The sequence below is a fragment of the uncultured Maricaulis sp. genome (assembly GCF_963976135.1).
Taxonomy (GTDB): Bacteria; Pseudomonadota; Alphaproteobacteria; order Caulobacterales; family Maricaulaceae; genus Maricaulis.
The window spans coordinates 20,990-40,467 of record NZ_CAXBKN010000001.1; the positions used below are offsets into that span (position 1 = coordinate 20,990).

The 19,478-nt window shown below is 62.8% G+C and carries 16 protein-coding genes; 6 read left to right on the forward strand and 10 right to left on the reverse strand.

What is annotated here, in order from left to right; genetic code table 11:
• Positions 1–2: 2 nt before the first annotated feature.
• The 6 genes from sufC to AAC023_RS00110 form a co-directional block, all read right to left on the reverse strand.
• Complete coding sequence (gene sufC, locus AAC023_RS00085) at positions 3–767, reverse strand: Fe-S cluster assembly ATPase SufC (RefSeq protein ID WP_339736851.1); 765 nt, start codon at positions 765–767, stop codon at positions 3–5.
• 66 nt (positions 768–833) lie between these two features.
• On the reverse strand, positions 834–1,511 hold the full coding sequence (locus AAC023_RS00090) for a hypothetical protein (protein WP_339736853.1): 678 nt from the start codon (positions 1,509–1,511) through the stop codon (positions 834–836).
• Between the two features lie 42 nt (positions 1,512–1,553).
• The gene (locus AAC023_RS00095; protein ID WP_339736855.1) at positions 1,554–2,273 is read right to left on the reverse strand and encodes a hypothetical protein; all 720 of its coding nucleotides are present in this window, start codon (positions 2,271–2,273) and stop codon (positions 1,554–1,556) included.
• Positions 2,270–3,745, reverse strand: a complete 1,476-nt coding sequence (gene sufB, locus AAC023_RS00100) for a Fe-S cluster assembly protein SufB (protein ID WP_339736857.1) — start codon at positions 3,743–3,745, stop codon at positions 2,270–2,272. The genes AAC023_RS00095 and sufB overlap by 4 nt, the downstream gene beginning before the upstream one ends.
• A gap of 14 nt (positions 3,746–3,759) precedes the next feature.
• A complete protein-coding gene (locus tag AAC023_RS00105) occupies positions 3,760–4,911 on the reverse strand; it encodes a cysteine desulfurase family protein (protein ID WP_339736859.1) in 1,152 nt (383 codons plus the stop codon).
• A 4-nt stretch (positions 4,912–4,915) separates the two neighbouring features.
• Entirely contained in the window at positions 4,916–5,398 is a 483-nt protein-coding gene (locus AAC023_RS00110) for an Rrf2 family transcriptional regulator (protein WP_339736861.1), read from the reverse strand.
• Positions 5,399–5,608: 210 nt separating this feature from the next.
• On the opposite strand from AAC023_RS00110, the gene AAC023_RS00115 reads away from it, so the two are divergent.
• Positions 5,609–6,292 carry an alpha/beta hydrolase gene (locus AAC023_RS00115; protein WP_091770868.1) on the forward strand — a complete coding sequence of 228 codons (684 nt, stop codon included), beginning with the start codon at positions 5,609–5,611 and terminating at the stop codon, positions 6,290–6,292.
• Positions 6,293–6,365: 73 nt separating this feature from the next.
• Here AAC023_RS00115 and AAC023_RS00120 read toward each other — a convergent pair whose 3' ends face one another.
• Entirely contained in the window at positions 6,366–7,475 is a 1,110-nt protein-coding gene (locus tag AAC023_RS00120) for an anhydro-N-acetylmuramic acid kinase (RefSeq protein ID WP_339736867.1), read from the reverse strand.
• A gap of 63 nt (positions 7,476–7,538) precedes the next feature.
• Here AAC023_RS00120 and tyrS point away from each other — a divergent pair, with 63 nt between their 5' ends.
• The gene (gene tyrS, locus AAC023_RS00125) at positions 7,539–8,792 is read left to right on the forward strand and encodes a tyrosine--tRNA ligase (protein WP_339736869.1); all 1,254 of its coding nucleotides are present in this window, start codon (positions 7,539–7,541) and stop codon (positions 8,790–8,792) included.
• On the opposite strand, the gene AAC023_RS00130 is transcribed toward tyrS, so the two are convergent.
• Complete coding sequence (locus AAC023_RS00130) at positions 8,789–12,283, reverse strand: AsmA-like C-terminal region-containing protein (protein WP_339736871.1); 3,495 nt, start codon at positions 12,281–12,283, stop codon at positions 8,789–8,791. The genes tyrS and AAC023_RS00130 overlap by 4 nt on opposite strands.
• A 102-nt stretch (positions 12,284–12,385) precedes the next feature.
• Here AAC023_RS00130 and AAC023_RS00135 point away from each other — a divergent pair, with 102 nt between their 5' ends.
• The 4 genes from AAC023_RS00135 (at position 12,386) to AAC023_RS00150 (ending at position 15,549) form a co-directional block, all read left to right on the forward strand.
• Positions 12,386–12,859 carry a peroxiredoxin gene (locus tag AAC023_RS00135; RefSeq protein WP_339736873.1) on the forward strand — a complete coding sequence of 158 codons (474 nt, stop codon included), beginning with the start codon at positions 12,386–12,388 and terminating at the stop codon, positions 12,857–12,859.
• Entirely contained in the window at positions 12,856–13,701 is an 846-nt protein-coding gene (locus AAC023_RS00140) for a ferritin-like domain-containing protein (RefSeq protein WP_339736875.1), read from the forward strand. Before AAC023_RS00135 ends, AAC023_RS00140 begins: the two co-directional genes overlap by 4 nt.
• Positions 13,702–13,784: 83 nt before the next feature.
• Positions 13,785–15,017 carry a peptidoglycan DD-metalloendopeptidase family protein gene (locus AAC023_RS00145; RefSeq protein ID WP_339736877.1) on the forward strand — a complete coding sequence of 411 codons (1,233 nt, stop codon included), beginning with the start codon at positions 13,785–13,787 and terminating at the stop codon, positions 15,015–15,017.
• Positions 15,018–15,078: 61 nt separating this feature from the next.
• The gene (locus AAC023_RS00150; RefSeq protein ID WP_339736879.1) at positions 15,079–15,549 is read left to right on the forward strand and encodes a polymer-forming cytoskeletal protein; all 471 of its coding nucleotides are present in this window, start codon (positions 15,079–15,081) and stop codon (positions 15,547–15,549) included.
• A gap of 114 nt (positions 15,550–15,663) precedes the next feature.
• On the opposite strand, the gene prfB is transcribed toward AAC023_RS00150, so the two are convergent.
• Positions 15,664–16,792 (reverse strand): peptide chain release factor 2 gene (gene prfB / locus AAC023_RS00155; protein WP_339736881.1). Its coding sequence is split into 2 segments (ribosomal slippage): positions 15,664–16,722 and positions 16,724–16,792, totalling 1,128 coding nucleotides; the frame shifts between segments, so codons are not numbered across the junction.
• Positions 16,793–16,892: 100 nt separating this feature from the next.
• Positions 16,893–19,385, reverse strand: a complete 2,493-nt coding sequence (locus AAC023_RS00160; RefSeq protein ID WP_339736883.1) for a penicillin-binding protein 1A — start codon at positions 19,383–19,385, stop codon at positions 16,893–16,895.
• Positions 19,386–19,478 lie beyond the last annotated feature (93 nt).

The following is a 19,478-nucleotide window of genomic DNA, read 5'->3' on the forward strand; positions in this document are numbered from 1 at the left end:
GGTCAGGCCGCCTCGCCGATATATTTGTCATAGCCTTCGGCTTCCAGCTCGTGCGCGAGCTCGGGACCGCCGGATTTGACGATGCGGCCGGCGGCCAGAATGTGGACGACATCGGGCTTGATATAATCGAGCAGGCGCTGATAGTGGGTGATGACCAGCATGCCCCGGCCCGGCGAGCGCAGCGTATTGACGCCGTCGGCAACCACTTTGAGCGCATCGATATCGAGCCCGCTATCGGTCTCGTCGAGGATGAGGAATTTCGGCTCCAGGATCAGCGCCTGCAGGATTTCCAGCCGCTTCTTCTCGCCGCCGGAAAAGCCGACATTGACCGGACGTTTGAGCATGTCCATCGAGATGGAGAGCTGTTTGGCCTTCTCCCGCGCCAGCTTCATGAAGTCCGGTGCCGAAATCTCGGCCTCGCCGCGCGCCGTCCGCTGGGCGTTGAGCGCTTCCTTGAGGAAGATCAAAGTCGGCACGCCGGGGATTTCAACCGGATACTGGAAGGAGAGATAAAGCCCGCGCGCGGCGCGTTCCTCCGGCGCCATCTCGCCGATCTCCTCGCCATTGAAATTGATCGAACCCTCGGTGACCTCATAACCATCGCGGCCGGTGACGGCATAGGATAGCGTCGATTTGCCCGAGCCGTTCGGCCCCATGATCGCGTGCACTTCGCCGGCGGGGACTTCGAGCGAGATCCCGTTGAGAATGAATTTCTCCGCCCCATCCTGAGCTTCAACTTTGCAGTGCAGGTTGTTGATTTTAAGCATTTTTACTCTCTTGCAATCGTCAATATCGGGTGGCGCATATCGCCGGGCTACAGATCGTGTTCAGGGCTACCAGTCGCGCGCTTCGCAGGCCGCGACGACGGCCGATGCGTTCAACCGCATGGCGGCCATCCCGCTCTGGTCGAGCAGGCGGCAATCGCGGGCAGCATGGTCAATCAGCATTTCATAGACGGTCCCAAGCCCGTCAGCGGTCAGGCGGCTGGCAGTTTCATAACTGGTCGCCACATCGCCGCGTGAGCGGCTGATGACCAGCCGGTCGCGGATCTCGAACGCCTCGACACCGAAGCCCGACAATTCGCCGGCGCGGTGGAACAGGCCTTCATCATCCTGCTGCCAGACCGACCACAGCGTGTTCACATTGCCGGTCATCAGGGGAATGAAGAGCTCGTCGCGATCATCATGATTGATGTCGCGCAGGGCGGGATGCGCCATCGCGCCTTCGATCATGATCGGACCGAAGCTTTGCACTTCCTGGCCTTCCAGCGTGTTGAGATTAACCATTAGGCGTGTGCCGCGAGCCGCCGGTGCGTATTGGAAGAAGATGAGATAATCCTCGCCATGCAGCAGGGCGCAATCGGTTGAACCAATGCCGGCATCGAGCTCATCGCACCAGGGCTGGCCTTCATCATGGACGAAGTCGGGCTGATCGAAATCCTGCGTACAGCCGGCGCCGCCAATCAGGGCACAGCAGCCAAGCGCCAGCATGATGCGGTTTTTCAAGCTCATTTTCCCCTCCTCAGGGGTCAAAGGTTTGGCGGCGGACATGCGTTATTCCCAGTCGCGGTCTTCGCAGGCGGAAACCAGTGCATCGCCGTCGATACCGGCCGCTTCCAGGCCAGTTGCGTCGGTCAGCCGGCAGCTGCGGGTCTCGTAATTGATCTCGATTTCATAGACCGTCTCGAGCCCGTCAGCGCCGAAGCGCGAGGCGGTCTCGTAATGGGTGACAGCGCTGCCACGCGATGGCGCAATGACAAGACCCTCGCGCGTTTCCAGGCTGTCGATGCCATAGCTGGAGAGCTCGCCGGCCGGCGCAAACAGGCCGGTCGCATCCTGGCGCCAGACCGCGAACACCGTGTTCACATTGCCGGCGAAGAGCGGGATTAACAGCTCAGCCGCGCCATTGCCATCAAGATCGCGCAGGGCCGCCACACCATAAACCGGCTCGACATCGATCGGTTCGGAGCGCGCCAGCAAGTCACCGGCAAAGCTGTGCTGCGTCAGCACCATTTGCGAGGCATAGCCATCCTCGTCGGTGAGATAATCGAGATAGACGAAGCGCTGATCATCGACACGCAGGGCGCAATCGGTGCCGGCGCCCTCGCCCTCCGCGAACTCATCACACCAGGCATCGCCGCCGCGCTCGGAGACTTCTGCTTCGGGCTCAGCCGGCGCCATGGCGGCCAGCGCCACAGTTTCGGTCGCCGCATCGCAGGCGCCCAGCGCCAGCGCCGCAGCGCAAACCACAGTCAGTTTGTTGATCAGGCTCATCCCACACTCCCCTCAAGGCTGACCGCGAGGAGTTTTTGCGCCTCGACGGCAAATTCCATCGGCAATTGCTGCAATACGTCGCGCACGAACCCATTGACCAACAGCGCCGTCGCCTGCTCCTCGGAGAGGCCGCGCTGGCGGGCATAGAAAAGCTGGTCTTCGGAGAGGCGCGTTGTCGTCGCCTCGTGTTCGAGAATGGCTTTCGGCGTCTTGCACTCGATATAGGGCACGGTGTGGGCGCCGCAGGTATCGCCGATCAGCAGGCTGTCGCACTGGGTGAAATTGCGCGCGCCTTCCGCCTTGGCATGCACCGAGACCAGGCCGCGATAGGTCTGGTCGGACTTGCCCGCGGAGATGCCCTTGGAAATGATGCGGCTGGTCGAGCCCTTGCCGAGATGGATCATCTTGGTGCCGGTATCGGCCTGCTGATGACCATTGGTGACGGCGATCGAATAGAACTCGCCGCGCGAATTCTCCCCGCGCAGGATGCAGGACGGGTATTTCCAGGTGATCGCCGAGCCGGTCTCGACCTGGGTCCAGGAGATCTTGGCATTCTTGCCGCGGCAATCGCCACGCTTGGTGACGAAATTATACACCCCGCCCTTGCCATCGGCATCGCCGGGCCACCAGTTCTGCACGGTGGAGTATTTGATCTCGGCATCGTCGAGCGCGACCAGTTCGACCACGGCGGCGTGGAGCTGGTTTTCGTCGCGCATCGGCGCGGTGCAGCCTTCCAGATAGGAGACGTAAGAGCCCTTGTCGGCGATGATCAGCGTGCGCTCGAACTGGCCGGTGCCTTCGGCATTCATGCGGAAATAGGTCGAGAGCTCCATCGGGCAGCGCACGCCGGGCGGCACATAGACGAAGGAACCGTCGGAGAAGACCGCCGAATTGAGCGTCGCGAAGAAATTGTCGGACGCGGGAACCACCGTGCCGAGATATTTCTTCACCAGTTCGGGATGATCGCGCAGGGCTTCAGAGATCGGGCAGAAGATGACGCCGGCCTTGGCCAGTTCGGCCTTGAAAGTGGTGACGACGGAGACGCTGTCGAACACGGCATCGACCGCGACCTTGTTCTCAGAACCCTTCACCCCGAGCAGGACTTCCTGCTCGCGCAGCGGAATGCCCAGCTTGGCGAAATCGGCGAGGATTTCCTCGGGCACGTCATCAATCGACTCGTATTTCACCCCGCCCTTGGCGCCGGCATAATAGCGGACATTCTGGTAGTCGATTTCCGGAAAACGGACATTGGCCCATTCCGGATTTTTCATTTCCTGCCAGCGCTCATAGGCGGCCAGGCGCCAGTCGAGCATCCATTGCGGCTCGTCCTTGGAGGCAGAAATATAGCGAATGATGTCGGTATTCAGGCCCTTCGGCGCGATGTCCTGTTCGACATCGGTCGTGAAGCCATACTTGTATTTGCCGGATTCCAGCTCGCGGACATCGTCGATGGTTTGTTTGATCGCTGCCATATTTCCTACCGCCTTCAGGCGTTCACTGCTGTTTTCAGGGCGATACGGGTGTGCGCAGCCGTCCAGGCGCGCGCAAACGTATCGATGTCGGTTTCATTCGAGGTCCAGCCAAAGCTGATCCGGATCAGGCCTTCTGCGGCATCGCTGCCAAGCCCGAGCGCCAGGCCCGCCTTGGATCCGCGCGTCTTGCCGGACGAACAGGCCGAACCGGCGCTGATCGAGATATGGGCCAGATCCATCGCCATCACCTGCGTCTCGCCCTTCCAGGACGGATGCGCAATGGACAGCGTATTGGGCAGGCGCGGCGCGCCAAGCCCGAGAATTTCGATCTCCGGCGCGGCCCCCTTCAGGCGGGCCTCAAGGGCATCGCGCCAGCGGGCCAGCGCTGCGAATTGATCCAGCTCGGCGACCGCCAGCTCCAATGCCCGGCCCAGTCCGGTAATGCCGGCAACATTGAGCGTGCCGCCGCGGCGGCCCTTTTCCTGGCCACCACCATGATGATGGCGCGAGAGCGGCGCATTGCAGGCCGCGACCAGCGCGCCAATGCCTTGCGGTCCACCGAATTTATGCGCCGAGATCGCCATATAGTCCGCACCCAGCGCGGCGAAATCGACGGCAATCTTGCCCACCGCCTGGATCGCATCAACGATCACCAGGCCATCCTGCGCGTGGATCATCGCCGCCGCAGCCGCGACCGGCTGGATCGTGCCGATTTCGTTATTGGCCAGCATCAGGGCCAGCACAGGACGCCCGTCCCGCCCGACATCCCAGCTTGCCAGACGCGTTTCCAGCCAGGCCAGGTCGGCAAGCCCCGCTGGCGTCACCGGCAAGGTCTCGACCGGCAGGCCCGAGGCGCGCGCCGTGGCGGCGATGGCTTCATGTTCCAGCGCCGAAACGATCAGCCGTTTGGCACCGCCCGCATCAATGGCGGAATGCAGGGCGAGATTGGTCGCTTCCGTGCCGCCGGAGGTAAAGATGACATCCTCGGCCCGGGCGCACAGCAAGCGGCCAATGACACGGCGCACATCCTCGACGGCGCGCGCGGCCTTCTGGCCATCGCGGTGCACGGAGGACGGATTGGCGGTCTGCGCCATCGCGTCCGCCATTGCCGCAATCACCTGCGGCCGGATCGTCGTGGAAGCATTATGATCGAGATAGAGGCGCATGATATTATTGAGCCGCCTCCTGGTTGAGGCCGGGATCCATCAACCGCTCCAGCCGCCCGATTGCCCCGCTCGCCGAACCCAGCAGGCGGCGCTCGGTGACGTCTTCCAGCGTGACTGAACTGAGGAAGAGGAAAATATGCCGACCCAGCTCGTCCCACAGATCATGGGTGACGCATCGGCGACCGTCAGCCAGACAGCCCTTGGCATTGGAACAACGCGTTGCGCGCAAGGGTTCATCGACCGCGGTGATGATGTCGGAAATGCGGATCTCGCCAGCGTGACGGCTCAGGCGATAGCCCCCGCCCGGCCCGCGAACGCTGGTCACGACCTCCGCCCGTCGCAGCTTGGCGAATAATTGTTCGAGATAGGACAAGGAGATGGATTGGCGCGAGGCGATCTCTGCCAGGGTCACCGGACCGCCACCGCTCGCCGCTGCAAGGTCGGCCATCGCCATGACGGCATAACGCCCCTTGGTGCTCAGCTTCATGCGTTTGCCTCCTTAAACACTCGCATCTCGCATACCGATCATGCTAAGACCCGCCCCTTCGGAAAGGGCGCGCGCTCATTGGTGGGCATGCGAGTCCAATATCCGAGTAGGTTAGTCAAGTATATGGCCCCGGTTTCGCACCGTTACAAGGCGCGAATTGCCGCATGGTCACGCGAAAATCAGTGGTACCACCCAGGAAGGCGAGACTGAATGCCTGACGTAATCATTCCCGGCCCGGCCGGCCGGCTGGAAGGGCGTTACAGCCCAAGCGAAGACCCGACGGCGCCGGTCGCGCTGATTCTCCACGCCCATCCGCTCGGCGGCGGGCATATGGAAAACCCGCTGGTGGAGATGATGTATGATTCATTCCGCAAGCGGAATTTCGCGACCCTGCGCTTCAATTTCCGCGGCGTCGGCCGCAGCCAGGGCAGCTATGACCAGGGTCTGGGCGAATTGTCCGACGCGGCCACCGTGCTCGACTGGGTGCAGGGCTATAACGCCACTGCGCGCTATTGCTGGGTTGCGGGCCACTCCTTTGGCGCCTGGGTCGGCATGCAGCTTTTGATGCGGCGTCCGGAGATTGCCGGCTTCGTCTCCGTCGCCCCGCCGACCAATATGTATGATTTCACCTTCCTGGCCCCCTGCCCGGCCTCCGGCATCATCGTCCATGGCGGCGCCGACAAGATTGTGCCGGCCGATGATGTCGAACGGGTGATGTCGAAAGTGCGCGTGCAAAAAGGGATCGAGATCAAACGCGATATCATCCCGGATGCCAACCACCTCTTCACCGAACACCTGCCCGAGCTTGAGCGGCGGATGAATACCTATCTCGACGAGCGCATCCCGCTTGTGGAGAAGGAACGCTCCGAACGCCAGATCACCGGCAAGCGCTGACAGGCGCTTTCGTGCAGACTGAAGATTGACGAAACCGCCAGCCTTCGGGCCGGCGGTTTTTTCATCGCCCGGTTCAGGATCGGGGGTGGGCGATCCTGCCGCCACAAGTCGGCCGCGACACGCCGGTTGTTGACGGAAGGCTGGTCGGCAGGCCAGCCGCAACCCGGGCAGCAAGCCAGGCAAAGGCCTCCGCCTCCAGCAAATCGCCGCGCCAGCCGACCCGCTCGACCGCCTCGGGCCGCACCCCCATCGCCTCGCCCATCATCCGCATCAGCACAGGATTATGCCGCCCGCCACCGGTCGCGAGAATCCGTCCCGGCTGGCCCAGCTGATCGATCGCGGCAGCGACGGTGCGGGCTGTGAAAGCCGTCAGGGTCGCCGCCCCATCAGCGTCACCAAGATGTTGGACCGGATCGAGCGAGAAGTCCCAACGATCAAGTGATTTGGGTGGAGTCTTGGCGAAGAACGGATGTTTCATCAGGGCCTTCAATGCTGCCGGGTCAATCTTGCCGCGAGCTGCCAGTTCGCCATTACTGTCATGGCTGGTCCCAAGCCGCTGCTGGCACCAGGCATCGATCAAACCATTGGCCGGCCCGGTATCGAAAGCGACCGGCTCGCTGTCCTTGGCCAGCCAGGTCACATTCGCGACGCCGCCCAGATTGACCACGGCCAGCGGCAATTCGAGCTGGTCCTGCGCCGCCAGCGCGGCATGGTAGAGTGTCGCCAGCGGCGCGCCCTGACCGCCGCCAGCGACGTCGTCGCTGCGAAAATCATAAACGACATCAATGCCGGTCTTGGCGGCCAGGGCCTCGCCATCGCCGATCTGGCGGGTCTTGCCCTTGTGCCGGCCCGCCGGGGCCCGGTGCAGGACGGTCTGTCCATGAAAACCGACCAGGGCGATATCGCGCGCCTCCAGACCGGACGCGCGGATAACGGCTGCGACCAGATCGCCATGGCTCGACGTCAACACGGCCTCGGCGTCCGAAAAATCGGGCTCTTCCCCCTCGAAATTCCAGGCCAGCGCCGCATCGACAGCCGCCTGAAGGATAGCGCGTTCGGACCCGGTATAGGCGTGCATGTCTCCGGCGCCGAATTCGGCAATCCGCTCGCCATCAGTGCGGATCAGGGCCGCGTCAACGCCGTCCAGCGACGTCCCGCTCATCAATCCGATCACGTATTTCATGCGCGGGCCCTCTTTTCTCGCATCCAATGTCGACCTAGAAGCCCATGTATCAGGAGAGACGTCATGAGCGAATACAAATCCGATCTGGTCAAGACGCTGGTCGAGCGCGGCTACCACTTCCAGTCCACCAATCTCGAAGGCCTTGATGAGGCCGCGATGAAAGGGATTGTCACCGGCTATATCGGTTTCGACGCGACCGGCGCGAGCCTGCATGTCGGATCACTCGTGCAGATCATGATGTTGCGCCGGATGCAACAGGCCGGCCACAAGCCGATCATCCTGATGGGCGGCGGCACCACCAAGATCGGCGACCCGTCCGGCAAGGACAAGACGCGCTCCATGCTGACCCACGACCAGATCCAGGCCAACAAGACCTCGATCCTGACCGCCTTCGATGCGCTGGTCAAAATCGGTGATGGCCCGACGGACGCCATCGTGGTCGATAATGACGAATGGCTGTCGCAATACGGCTATATCGAATTCCTGCGCATGTTCGGGCCGCATTTCACCATCAACCGCATGCTGACCTTCGATTCAGTCAAGCTGCGGCTTGACCGCGAGCAGCCGCTGACCTTCCTCGAATTCAACTACATGCTGCTGCAGGCGGTCGATTTCCTCGAACTCCTGCGCCGTCATGGCTGCACGCTGCAACTGGGCGGCGGCGACCAGTGGGGCAATATCATCAATGGCGTCGAGCTGTGCCGCCGCGTCGACCAGGCCGAAGTGTTCGGCTTTACCACACCGCTGATCACCACCGCCTCGGGCACGAAGATGGGCAAGACCGCCGAGGGCGCCGTCTGGCTCAATGCCGACCAGCTCAGCGCCTATGAGTACTGGCAGTTCTGGCGCAATGCCGAAGATGCCGATGTCGGCAAATTCCTGCGCCTGTTCACCGATGTTCCGATGGCCGAGATCGCAGCGCTGGAAGCGCTCGAAGGCGCAGACATCAATATCGCGAAAATCCGTCTCGCCAATGAGGCAACGAGTTTGATGCATGGCGCTGCAGCGGCCCGCGAAGCCGAGCAGACCGCACAACAGACCTTTGCCCAGGGCGGTGCCGGGGCCGGCCTGCCGACGGTTGAATTCGCGGGTCTGGAGGGGGGCGAGGTTTCGCTGGTGAGCCTGTTCGTCGAGGCCGGCCTGGCCGCCTCGAATGGCGAGGTCCGCCGTCATATCAAGGCCGGTGCGGCCAAGGTGAATGGCGAAACACTGACGGACCCGATGGCGATCGCGCGCGCTGACATGGTGCAGGACGGGGCCATCAAGCTGTCGATCGGCAAGAAACGTCACGCCCTCGCCAAGCCGGCCGCCGGCTAGCCCGGATCCGGTTCGGCCGGGGCTGCGGTCTCCGGTAGGCTGGCAGGGCCCGGAACCGGTTCGAGCTCGCGCAAGACTTCCTCGGGCAATATCTCCGGGATCGGCTCGTTCTGCGCATCCGCCCGGTCGCGCGCGGCCCTGTCGGCGGCGCTGCCTTCGAAGATCCGGCGCAGAAAACCCGGGGCCAGGGCCGAAAGCGGGTTGGCGAAGACAGTGAGGCTGTCGAACGGCCCCTCAACGGAATAGACAATGCCGATAATCCCCTCGCCCGGTCTGGAGACCAGCATATCGCCGATCAGCGGCAGCTCACCGAGCAGGGAATTGAGGACATAGGACGGGGCGAGATTGCCATCGATCGCGGCGCGTTGATTGGCAAAATCCACCGTCCCGCTTGCCGTTACGCCGAGCGCGCTGCCGCGGGCCCGCGCTTCGCCAATCGTCAACAGACCATCCTCGAACATCACACTGGCATCAATGGCGTCGAATTCAATTCCCTCACCATTGAGCAGGGCCGATAATCCCTCGAAGGACCCCGCGGCGAGGATGCGCGCCAGGATAGGCACTTGCACCAGGGTCAGGTCCCGGACCTCAACGCGGGCGGTCAGCGGGCCCGGCGTGCCCAGAGGTGGAGCTTCGCCCAGTACGGAAACCCGCCCGCCACGGGCATAGCCCTCGCCGCCAAGCATGGCCGCAATCCTTTCAACCGACTGGGCCTCGAGGCGCAGCTCGCGCACGCCGCCATCCGGACCGGCGCCAAAACTGGCCTGGAGCGGACCATCGCTGGCCGTTCCGTCCAGCGAAAACGCCCTTATGCCCGCCGCCTCGCTGCGCCAGATCAGGTTGAAGTCGTCCAGCTGGCTACGGTCAGACACGATCAAACGTCCGACATCCAGCGTCGCCGAGAGCGGCATCATCCCGCCCTCACCACCGCCGAGATCGCGCAGATAGGGGGTCCAGTCGCGGATATTGAGATAGCGGCCAGCAATGCGGGCGGTGAAGGCCTCGCCCGCCTCGACCGGCCCGGTCAGACTGCCGGTGAGATCCATCAACTCATCGACCTGGAACTGCTCGAAATTCGCGGTCACCAGGCGTCCCTCGGGCGATAATCGTGCTGTCGCCGCGATCGAGAGCCCGGCCGATTGGGTCTCGAAATCCTCGAGTTGAAAACCGCCCGCTTCCAGCAATCGCAATGTGAAGCCCGCCTGGCCCGGTTCGCCGGCCTGCTTGCCCCAGACACCGCCGGGCGCCTCAAGACTGGCATCAAGCAAATCGGCATCGACACGGATCTCGCTGACGCCCATGCCGGCACCGGTAGCCCGCGCCTGCAAATGGATTTCGCCGCCCAGATAACGCCGGGCGGGAATTCCGAGACGGTCAAACGTACGCGCGCCGACGCTGGCCGTCAGCTCGAATGCGGTCGCGGCCTCATCAGGGCCTGCACGGAAATTCTCGCTCCAGACGAAGTGAACCGGAGTCTCCAGAACGATGCCGTCACTGCTGGCCGTCAGCCCGTCCTGGTCCGCATGCAGCTGCACACTCGCATCGGCAAACGCCCAGCCCGTGCCAGGGACGACGCCCGAGGCGTCCTCGATCGTGCTGTTGATATTGAAGGGGATATCCTCCGGATCGACATCATCGAGCATGGGCCGGCGGAATTCGAATTCGACGACGGCCTGGCCATCAACAATGTCAGAGGGGACGCCGAAATCGGAGGTCAGAAAGAGTGGCGGCTCATCGATCAGCGCCAGGATATCGCTCGCATGCCCCCGCGCCACGCCGGCGAAGCGCGCCCGGGCGCCTTTCGGATTCAGGCGCGGGATATCGACGACGCCGTTGGACAATTCGATATCGCCGATACGGCCACTCGTCATGGCGACTTCAAAGGCATTGCCGCGCAAGATGGCATGGCCACGCCCGTGATCGAGCACGGTCATTTCCGGCACATAGCGCACCACGGCGTCTTCAAAATCGAAACCGAGCGTCAAGCGGTCATCGGCCAGCGCCCCGGCGGCAATGGATTCCGCATCAATATCGAGGTCGAGCCGGGCGTTGAAATAATGGCCGCCCAGAATACTCTCCCGGATCCACACCCGGGCGGTATCGGCCAGCAGGACCGGCCAATAGGCCAGCACGGTTTCTGGCTGGACATCGCCCTCGATCGGGCCGCTCAGACGCAGATTGGGGAGCCAGCGTCCATCGTCGACTTCCGAGAGTGAGGTCTCGCCGGAGAGCCGCGCCTGGATCGGTCCAAGGTCGACATCGAGCCGTTCCAGCTGGATATTTGCCTGATTGACATCGACCGCCCCGGCCAGCTCCAGCCCGGTCCAGACCGGCGGCCGCTCGAACACGCCGCCAAGATCGATATGGCCCGGCCCGGCGGTCAGCTGATAACGCCAGCGCATCGGCAGCGCGCCGAGATAATCGGACAATTCGAACATCCGGCCGCTGAGCTCTGCGGTGAAGACGTCGGAGACGACGCGCGCTTCCGACAGGGTCAGCTCGGCGGCATCGGGATCGAAGTCCATGCGAATCCGACCGCTTGTGAAGGCCGTCGACTCGCCATCGCGAATGACATTTCCTGCACCGATATCGAGATTGATCGACGCGCCGCGAATGCCCGATTCACGGGTCGCATTCAGCAGAAGATCAAGACTGACTGGCGCATCGAGGACGCGCAGGACCGAGAGTGGACCATTGGCCGGCGCAATCGCTGCTGGCGACAGCTCGGAGACGCGCGCCTCCAGCAAAAGGGTATTGAGCGCCGCACCGGCCTGAATCCTCACCTCCAGCGGCGCAAATCCGGACGGCGTCGCCAGCTGGCCCGCGAGCTCGGCGCGAATTCGGCTGTCATCACGGTCGAGTACAACGCTCGCCGCATCGACCAGCCAGGCGATCCCGGTGATACCATCAATGATGCGAACCGAGGCGTTCTCGATATCCACATGACGCAACTCGCCAAGCATGCCACCCGGACGCGCCGGCTCCTGCAGCAATTGGAACAGCGAGGCACTGTCATCACCGCCGCGCGCCGGCAGCCGCGCCGTGGCCGAAACCCGCTCGACACTGCCAAGCCCGACCCCGACCGCACCATCGGCGCGGCGCACGATCGAGATCGACCCGCCCGAAATGCTGACTGTGACCGGCTCAACCTGTCCGAATAACAGGCTCTGAACGGCAAAGCCGGCTTCCAGGCGCGGTGCCCGCGCAATCACTTCACCATGGCTTTCGGCAACGGTGACATCACGCGCCAGGATCACCAGGGCACGGGTCTCCGGATCGAATCGCGCCTCCAGTGCCCCGAGCGCCACCAGCTCGCCCTCGAAGGCCTGGGCGAGCATTTTTTGCGCATCCTCGCGCAGGAAGTCCAGCTCGATCGGACCGTTCGACAAGCGCACCAGAAGCGCGCCGACGGCGAAGATCGCCAGGGTCAGCAGGACCGCGACCGCCTCAAGGGTATAGATGACGGACAGACGGATCGATCTTCGCAGCATCAGGCCAGGCCTCGCGCAGCGTCAAGACTGGACGCAGGCAGCAGGACGCGCACACTGGGCGGCAGCACAAACGACCGTCCAGGCGGCGGCAGGAGGGGATAGATGAGCGATCTCAAGACAGGCGACTTGGCTCCACATTTTCGGTTGGCCACCGATGGCGGCGGCGAGGTCGATCTGGGCGAACTCCTCGGCAAAACGATTGTTCTCTATTTTTACCCGAAGGACGACACCCCGGGCTGCACAACGCAAGCCATCGAATTCTCCCAGGCCAGCGCAGACTTCGCCAAGGCGGGTGCCCTGATCATCGGCGTCTCCAAGGATAGCGTGAAAAAACATGATAAATTCAAGGCCAAGCATGAATTAGCTGTCATCCTCGCCTCGGACGAGAGCGGCGCAGTGATCGAGGCCTATGGATCCTGGGTGCTGAAAAAACTCTATGGCCGCGAATATATGGGCATTGATCGCTCGACTTTTCTGATCGGCGCCGATGGCCGGCTCGTGCAGATCTGGCACAAGGTCAAGGTCAAGGGCCATGTCGAGACCGTGTTGGCGGCGGTCCAGGCGCTGGCGGAATGAACGGCCAGGCGGCCGATTTGCGTGAGATGGCCCTTGCGGTCCTGCAGACCCCTGATCCACGCGCCAAGGCCGCCGCGGCGCGCGCCGTATGCCGCAGCCTGGCGGACGGGGACCGAAGCTGGCCGTCGCCCTGGCCCGCTGCCGGACCGGCGGAAAATCCGGCCCGCCCCGAACGGCCGCAACGGGTTCCCCCCGGGAAGACGCCACGCCGGCGGCTCGGCTCTCTGGAGGGACGCATCGCCCTGCTCCACGCCATCGCCCATATCGAATTCAACGCCATCGACCTGGCTTTCGACATGGCGGTCCGTTTTGGCGCCGATCCGGCGCTGGATGAGGCCAAGCGTCTCGACTTCCTGAGCGACTGGATCCATGTCGGTGATGACGAGGCGCGCCATTTCGGCCTCATCGCCGACCGGCTCGAAGCGCTGGGCAGTGCCTATGGCGAGCTGCCCGCCCATGACGGGCTGTGGGACGCCGCGCGCACGACCCGGCACGATCTGGCGGCCAGGCTGGCGATCGCGCCGCTGGTGCTCGAGGCCCGCGGTCTCGACGTCACGCCCGGCATGATCGACCGGTTGAATTCTGCCGGCGACACAATCAGTGCCGGGATTCTGAAAATCATCTACACCGACGAAATCGGCCATGTCGCCACCGGCATGCGCTGGTTCAAACACGTCTGCAACATTGCCGGAGATGCGCCCGAAGCCCGCTATCACAGCCTTGTACAGCAGTATTATCAGGGTGGCCTCAAGCCACCATTCAACACCGATGCCCGCGACCAGGCCTGCTTTCCTGCAGATTATTACCTGCCATTGGCAGCAACCGGCGCACCACTTGCATAAACAAGAGTTGAAAACTGACGATCTTTTGTGTCACATGCCCGACTTGGGCACCGGGGCAAGCGGAAGTCTGGGCAAAGTAACGCATGTTATCAAGACTCAAACTCGCTGTGTGGGGCACAGCTCAACGTTGGTTTCCGGACCGGCAGATCTACCATCGCAGTGATGGTCAGGTTCGCTATTTCGCGATCTCAACCGCGATCCAGATCAGCGCGCTTCTGAGCGCCGCGGTGCTGGCCTGCTGGCTCTGCTACTCCACCGTTTCCGTTGCCTTTCACGGCCAGGCCCTCGCGGCCAAGGATGCCGCAATCGAACGCGAACGCATCAATCTCAACCGCATGGTCGCCGAAGCCCAGGCCAGCGAAGCCACCGCCTACTCCTTCATGGAATCGCGGATGGAAGAATTCGATCGTGCTGCCTATGAATTCCAGATGCGGCACGAGACCCTCAGCCAGCTGGTCGAGTTTGCCGAACAATTGAGCGGCAATGAGATGGTGCCCTCGCCAGCCCTGGCCGATGACCGCGTTCTGATGGCCGCCACGCCGGCTGACCCGACACCGCGCATGGCGCGCGATCCCCTGGTCAGCATCGCGGCCATGTCGGATGCGCCTGAAGACCAGATTTCCTATCTGATGGGCGAACAGGACTCCGTCCTCGCACAGGCCGAGGACGCCACCGAGGCACGGCTGGAAAATCTGCGTGCCGTCCTGCGGCTGACCGGCCTGGATATCGACCACGTCGTGAGCAATGGCCAGACGGGCGAGGAACAGGGCGGGCCCTATATCCCGATCAATGACGCCCCGCTGTTTTCCGACGGCTGGGATCTGGAAGCCGAATTCTCCTCCCGCATCACACGCGTTGCGGCGCGCATGCTGGAGGTCGAGGAATTGGAACGCTTCATCGAAACGGGCCCACTGGGCGTCCCCGTTGACGCCGCCTACCGCCGGACCAGCCCGTTCGGTGTGAGGCTCGACCCGTTTAATCGCCGTGCGACACAACATCGCGGCATTGATTTTGCAGCCTACCGGCGTGCACCCATCGTTGCGACCGGACCTGGCCGGGTCATTTACGCAGGATGGCGTAACGGCTATGGTCGCTGTGTTGAAATCGACCATGGCTACGGGTTCGTGACGCGTTATGGTCACATGAATGAAATCGCAGTAAGGCGTGGCGATACAGTCGAGCGTGGACAACAGGTCGGGGGCATGGGTTCCACAGGACGCAGTACGGCGACGCACTTGCATTATGAAATCTGGTACGAAGGGTCCGCGATCGATCCTGAGCGCCTATTGAGGGCCGGACAATATGTTCAAGGGTAACAAAGACGTCTCACCATCCGATTCGATGTCACAGTCGACCATGCCGACCAAGAGGACTGCCATGAAATCCAGAGCCCCATCCATCCTCTCGGGTGACCTTGTACTGACCGGATCGATCGTGTCCGAAGGTGAAGTTCAACTCGATGGTACCGTAGACGGCGATATTCGCGCCGGTTCGCTGATCATCGGCGAAGAGGCCGTGGTCACCGGCGAAGTCTATGCCGAGACCGTCGTCATCCGCGGCAAGGTCTCCGGCAGCGTCCGCGCCCGCCAGGTACAGCTGGCTGCGACCGCCCGGATTGAGGGCGATATTGTCCATGCCGCCCTGTCGGTCGAAAGCGGTGCCTTCTTCGACGGCCATTGCCGCCACTCGACAGATCCGCTTGCCGAAAAGAGCGCTCCCTCGGCACCGAGCGCATCCAGCGCTCCGGCAACATCGAGCGCGCCTAAAATGGATAATCGTCCACCGGCAGCGAACAAGCCGGCATCAGTGGAACAACCACCTCTGGCTGCGAATAAATCCAGCCTCTGATCGGCCATTGCCGCGACAAAGAAGAAGCCGGCGCCCCATGGGCCGCCGGCTTTTTCGTGTCCAGAAGCTGGATACCCTATCCCCCCGGGATCACGCCCTTCGGATTGTCCAAAATCAGGACTCGGCCTCTTCGCCCCCGACCCGCGCCGCGAGGGCCGCGGCCATGAAGGCATCCAGATCACCATCCAGCACACCACCCGTATCGGAGGTCTCCACGCCGGTGCGCAAATCCTTCACCATCTGATAGGGCTGCAGGACATAGGAGCGGATCTGGTGCCCCCAGCCAATCTCGCTCTTGCTGTCTGCCAACGCCTGGGCCGCGGCCTCGCGGCGTTGCAGCTCAATCTCGTAGACCCGCGCGCGCAGCATGTCCCAGGCACGCGACCGGTTCTTGTGCTGTGAGCGGTCATTCTGGCACTGAACGACGACCGCCTTCTCCTCGCCGGGCATGTCATAGGTCAGGCGCACGGCGGAATCGGTCTTGTTGATGTGCTGTCCGCCGGCGCCGGAGGCACGATATGTGTCGGTGCGCACCTTGGACTCATCAATATCAACCTCGATCGCATCATCGATCTGCGGATAGACACCGACCGAGGAAAAACTGGTGTGGCGGCGGGCGCTGGAATCGAAGGGTGATATCCGCACCAGACGGTGCACACCGGCCTCCGTCTTCAGCCAGCCATAGGCATTTTCGCCTTTCACAAGGATGGTCGTCGACTTCAGACCGGCCTCTTCACCCGCCTGCTCTTCCATCGTCTCGACGCTATAGCCCTGCGCATTGGCCCAGCGCATATACATGCGCGCCAGCATGGCAGCCCAGTCCTGGCTTTCGGTGCCGCCAGCGCCGGAATGAATCTCGACAAAGGCATCATTGCCGTCGGCTTCGCCGGAGAGCAGCGTCTCCAGCTGGGCGCGGCGCATGCGTTCTGCCAGACGGTCAAGGCCGGCAACAGCCTCTTCCACCATCTCGGAATCGTCTTCCATCTCGGCCAGCTCGATCATTTCGACGCTGTCGGAGAGTTCCTGCTCGGCCTCAATCACCGTGTTGATCGCGCCTTCCAGCCGGGTGCGTTCCCGCATCAATTCCTGCGCCTTGGCGGGATTGTTCCAGAAGTCGGGGTGCTCGGATCTGGCATTCAGTTCGTCTAGTCTTTTCTGGGCTGTATCCCAGTCAAAGACGCCTCCTCAGCAGGCCTACGGCCTGCTGGATTTCATCGGACAGGTTCTGGATGTCTGCGCGCATGGGGCAAGGGCCCTTCCTGGGTCAACCGGGTCTGTAGTGGAGATAAAGGCCGCGAACCGGTCCGACAAGCCGGGCAGTGCAGACCGTCTGGAGCGGCGCGTTAGTAGAGCCCGCCCAGATCGTCTTCCTCATCATCCTCGCCGGGACCGTCTTCGGCCTCCGCGGCCAGCTGGGACATCGGATCTTCGCTCACCGAATTGCGCGCAAAACTCAATCCGCTTTCATCCTCACGGGAATGCCGGGCCGGCTCGGTGCCAGGCCGGAAGGCTTCCAGGATCACGCCCGACTGGCCGAGAATGCCCGGTTCGCCCGTCGTGCGATCAATCGGCACCAGGCGTACGCCCGGCGGCACGCGGAATGGCGCAACCGGGTAGTTCTCGAGCGCCTGAGCGAGAAAGTCGCGCACGATCGGCGCGGCAACGCGGCCACCTGCTTCGCCCGAGCCCAGCTGGTATGGAGTGTCGAACCCGATATAGGCACCGACGACAATGTCGGGACCAAAGCCGACAAACCAGGCATCGCGGAAATCATTCGTGGTGCCGGTCTTGCCGCCCAGTGGCCGGCCGAGCGAGCCCAAGGCTGTCCCGGTGCCGCGCTCGACGGCGCCCTCGAGCATGTGCACGACCTGGTAGGCGGTCACGGGGGAGACGACTTCAATACCGGTTTCCGGGAAGACCGGCTCGGCCAGGCCGGCCTGCCAGTCTGGATTGTCACAGATTTCGCATTCGAGCTGTTCATGGGCGAAAATCGTCGCCCCGAAACGGTCCTGAACCCGGTCGAGCAGGGTCGGCTCGACGCGGCGGCCGCCATTGACCAGGGTCGAATAGGCCGAGACCAGCCGGTAGAGCGTGGTTTCGCCGGAGCCCAGCGCCATCGCCAACACCGGCTCAAGCTCGTCATAAATGCCGAAGCGCACGCCGTAATCGACGATCGGATCCATGCCCATTTCCTGTGCAAGCCGGACCGTCATGACATTGCGGGACAATTCGAGACCGAGCCGCAGGGTCGACATGCCGTAATAACGTTCCGAGTAATTCTGCGGCATGTAGAAGCGCTCTTCCGGACCACCGGAGGCGACGAAGGGCGCGTCGAGGATCAGGCTGGCCGGCGTATAGCCATTGTCCAGCGCGGCAGCGTAGACGAAAGGTTTGAAGGACGAGCCCGGCTGACGGCGCGCCTGGGTGGCGCGATTGAACTGGCTCAGCTGGAAGCTATAGCCGCCCACCATGGCCAGGACGCGGCCGGTATGCGGATCCATCGCCAGCAGGCCGCCATTGATCGCCGGCACCTGGCGCAGGCCATATTCATCCTCGGTTTCGGGCAAGGCCTCGACAATGATCACATCACCGGGGCTGAGCACGGTGCTCGCACGGCTGATTGCAGGGCCCATGGCACCATCGCCAAGCGATTCGCGCGCCCAGCTCAGCTCGGAGAGTTCAATACGCCCCTCCTCGCCATTGAGCAGGCCAATGCGCGCCTCGCTATCGCCGCTCGCCAGCACCAGGGCCGGGATCCAGCCCTCATCCATATCGCGCGGCATGTCGACTTCGGCGAGTCGATCCACCCAACCCTCGCCAAGCTCGATCTGAGTCAGCGCGCCATGATAGCCATGCCGCCGGTCATAGACTTCAAGTCCGTCGCGCAAGGCCCGGCGCGCGGCCAGCTGCAGAGTCGTATCCAGCGTGGTCCGGATCGACAGGCCGCCATTGTAGAGCTCTTCATCGCCATACATCGAGAAGACTTCGCGCCGGACATTCTCGACGAAATACTCCGCCGCGGTATAGGTCGCGCCCGACAGGCGGTCGACTGTGGTCAGGGGCCGGGCTGCGGCCTCGCTGGCTTCCTCTTCGGTGACATAGCCATTGGCGGCCATGCGCGAGAGCACCCAATTGCGCCGGTTGACGGCGGCTTCCGGGTGGCGTTCTGGATGGAAGAGGGCCGGCCCGTTGACGACGGCGGAGAGATAGGCGGTTTCTTCCAGCGACAGCTCGTCGATCGATTTGCCAAAATAATTCAGGGCCGCAGCCGCGATTCCATAGGAGCGGCGGCCGAAATAGATCTCGTTGAGATAAAGCTCGAGAATCTGGTCTTTGGTAAAAGCGCGCTCGATGCGGCGCGTCAGCACCATTTCCTGCACCTTGCGCTCGAGGCGCTGTTCACTTGAGAGCAGGAAATTCTTCGCGACCTGCTGGGTAATGGTCGAGGCGCCTTCCAGGTTTTCGCCGCGGATCACATGGCCGACATTGGCCAGCATCGCACGCAGGATGCCCCGGAAGTCGAGCCCGCCATGGTCGTAGAAATTCTTGTCCTCGGCCGAGATGAAGGCGTGAACGACATTTTGCGGTATATTGTCGATCGGAACGAAGACGCGGTGTTCCCGGGCATATTCGGCAATCAACAGGCCGTCGCCGGCATGCACGCGGCTCATGATCGCCGGCTCATACTCAGCCAATTGCTGGTAATCCGGCAGATCATCGGTGACGCGGACGACATAGATCGCCACGGCAATAAAGCCGACCACGGCGAGCACCACTGCCGCTATCCCGCCCCACAGGGCTGCACGCATGACATTACGCAATGTGAAAATCTTCATGACGCCCTCTGGACCCTCGCCCCAACGGTCCGCACTCAAAATCACGACACCGCGGCGGCATTATGGCCACCCGGCGCCGAGGCACAAACCGAT